Here is a 2,692-nt window from a genome sequence, read left to right as displayed (position 1 = left end):
ACCCGGAGCGGGCCGCTCATCACTCCCGTGCGGGCGTTCTTCGCTGGGCGGCGAGCGAAGAACGCCCGCAAGGGAGTGATGAGCGGGTGGCCCTGGAAGAACGTAAACTGCGTCAGGCCCGGACGGTGTTCCAGGCGCTGAGGACCGGCGCCGTCGCATCGCCCTCTGTCACGCCAAGCAGAACCCCGCCTTCGGCCCGCACCACCAGAATACTGTGCCCTTCCGACAGGGCCGAGCCGAGTACCAGGCACACCGGCCCCTCCGGGGTATCTGCCATCTGATCCAGCTGGCGGCCCAGCGCCTCGCCCTCGTCGTCCAGAAAACCGTTCAGGTGGGAAACCATGTCGTCTGGCCCGAAGGTCGCGCCGTCGCTTGCGCCACCGACGATCAACCACGCCATGACCCCACTGCCCATCGCCCCCGCAAAGGCGGTGAGGAACCCGTCAGCACCCGCCGGAACCTCCGCCGCCTCTGGCATTTCCGCCTCGGGCTCCGGTTCAGGTTCCTGCGCTGGCTCAGCTCCGATCCCGTTCAGTTCGATCAGCAGAAGATCGGCAAGCAATGCCACGGGCAGCCCGACGCTCATCCCTTCGCCGCCGCGGCTCATCGGCCCGGAGACGACGCGCAGCTCCTGCCGGGGAAGGGCAAGCGCCTGAAACAGCTTGATCAGGTCGTCCTTGTGTTCATCTTCCAGCGCCTCTGCGCCAAGGCAGGCTTCGGCATTGCCAAGCCCGCTGACAGCCGTCAGACGAAGCACCCGCCGCCCGGCCACATCCAGCGTCAGACTGGCCCCGCCCCCGGTTTCAAACAGCAGCGACCGACCCAGAACCGTCTCGTTCACCTCGCGCAAAAGGGCTGTCAGCGGGCTGGCCGAGGACATATCGGCAATCACACGGCCCCCTCCGGCCGCAAGCCGAGAAGGTGTTTGCAGTGACTGCAAACGCGAAATGACTGGAACCGTTCCTTTTTTCAATGGCTTGACTGACCCCTGTCACGCGCCCGCAGTGATTTCATCCAGCGTTGCACGGATTTTGGCCACAAATGTCCCAAGGTCAATGCCATGATCGCAGATGCAGCACAGCGCATCGGCCGCCTCGGATTCCGAACGGATGAAAACCTTCACCCCGGCCGGATCAACGACGATCGCGCCATTCGGCTCTCCGAACGCTTCGACGGACAGGGTGAACAGCGGATCGTCAAAGCTGGCGCGGGCCTGCTGGCAGAGCCGGTCAAGCCGTTCCTGCGTCGTATCCTCGCCCCCGACCGAAGCCAGGATCATCCGTGACGACAGGTCGGCAAAGGCCACGACCTTGGCCTCAGGAAAGGCCTTGGTGACCGACTTCAGACTGTCTGCTACGCCCACGGTCCCGCCCTTCGTGTCCGCCTTGCGTCACGAACCCTTGGACTGGTTCATGACACTCCGCATATCCACCTCTTTCGGCTTGGGCGCAACCTCGATGTCGGGCCAGTCGGAATCGGAAAAGGACACGACCGTCTCGCCCTGTTCGGCTGTCGGGCGTTCGGTGCGCATGATCCGGTCGCCTTTCGCCTGCACGCGGCGCGGCAGAATCTTTACCACCGGGGTGTTGCGGATCACCATCAACCGCTCGAAATGCTCGGCGATAAGGCTTTTCACCGCGTCAGGCTCTGGCGTGTAGTCGTTCTCGCCAGCGATCGCGGGCACGTTTTCGTCCGGCACGCCCTCGTCGATCAGCCGGTGGATCAGCTCGAACAGCGCGGTCGTCGCGTCATGCGCGCCGCTGTCGACCCATTTCACCTCATCATCGCCCGCAGCCATCGCCTGGGTCAGTGCCATCGGGAAGAACCCGGCAAAAAGCCCGTCCGTTTCGGCGGCAACGCGTTTCAGAACCTTCGCACGGTCGCTGTCGCCGACGATCTTGTCGAACCGCGTCACCAGAAGCAGCGCGTTGCGGCGCATGCCTTCCGGGAAGGTCGACCAGACGCCCGATTCAGACTGCCGCCAGGCCTGATTGGCAGGCGTGCACCACAGCACGCCATCCGCCAGATAGGTCATCCGCTCCCACACTTCCGACGACATGCTGGGGTCGGAAATGCCCGGCATGTCGATCAGGTCGCAATAGCGCAGGAGATCGCTCTTCATGAAGATGCGGACATGCTCGGTGCCTTCCAGCTGAACCGAGCCGAGGTCGGCGACATCAAGCGCCCATTTCTGACCGTCCAGACCCACCGAATAGGCCGGTGCCGTGCCATACGACAGCCAGACGGGCGGCAACTGCGTCGCCGTCACCTTCTCCAACAGCGGCCGCGCGCCCAAAAGCACGTTGCAGAGCGTGCTCTTGCCAGAGCTGAATTCTCCCATCAGGGCGATACGGGGTTTGCGGTTCATTGCCATTCGTCTGGTCCTCTTCTGCGCAAACCGGCCTTACTCGGCGTAGTCGCTGAGTTCGTCCATGATTGTCGCAAGGCACTCTTGACGGTCTTCCCACGCGTTAACACCGAAGAGTTCCTTCATCTCTTCCATCGAGATTTCCGAACTGGCCAGCGCGCTCATCAGAAGCTCGCGCTGTTCCTGCAGGAAATCCTTCAGCGTTCCCTGCGTGCGTTCGCGGAAAAGGCCGATCTGGATCGTTTTCAGGTCGTTGATGATCGGGTCGGTTTCGGCCCGGATCAGTTTGTAGAAGTCCTGCGCAAAGGCCTTGTAGCCGCGGCG

The 2,692-nt window shown here is 63.2% G+C and carries 3 protein-coding genes and 1 pseudogene; all 4 read right to left on the bottom strand.

The genetic code is table 11. The features are described from left to right. Window positions 1–112 precede the first annotated feature (112 nt). Complete coding sequence (locus tag ACRCSW_RS24355; RefSeq protein WP_438708240.1) at window positions 113–892, bottom strand: hypothetical protein; 780 nt, start codon at window positions 890–892, stop codon at window positions 113–115. A gap of 99 nt (window positions 893–991) precedes the next feature. Next, complete coding sequence (locus ACRCSW_RS24350; protein WP_438708239.1) at window positions 992–1,363, bottom strand: hypothetical protein; 372 nt, start codon at window positions 1,361–1,363, stop codon at window positions 992–994. Between the two features lie 27 nt (window positions 1,364–1,390). After that, the gene (locus ACRCSW_RS24345) at window positions 1,391–2,374 is read right to left on the bottom strand and encodes a dynamin family protein (RefSeq protein ID WP_438708238.1); all 984 of its coding nucleotides are present in this window, start codon (window positions 2,372–2,374) and stop codon (window positions 1,391–1,393) included. 30 nt (window positions 2,375–2,404) lie between these two features. Continuing rightward, a pseudogene (locus ACRCSW_RS24340) lies at window positions 2,405–2,692 on the bottom strand (dynamin family protein); the annotation flags it as partial.

This window comes from Tabrizicola sp., assembly GCF_051645465.1.
In the GTDB taxonomy this organism is placed as follows: Bacteria; Pseudomonadota; Alphaproteobacteria; order Rhodobacterales; family Rhodobacteraceae; genus Tabrizicola.
This window is presented reverse-complemented; position numbering and strand designations above follow the sequence as displayed.

Coding starts and splice junctions, on each gene's coding strand:
- ACRCSW_RS24345 (WP_438708238.1), bottom strand. CDS start 2,374: ATGGCAATGAACCGCAAACCCCGTATCGCCCTGATGGGAGAATTCAGC.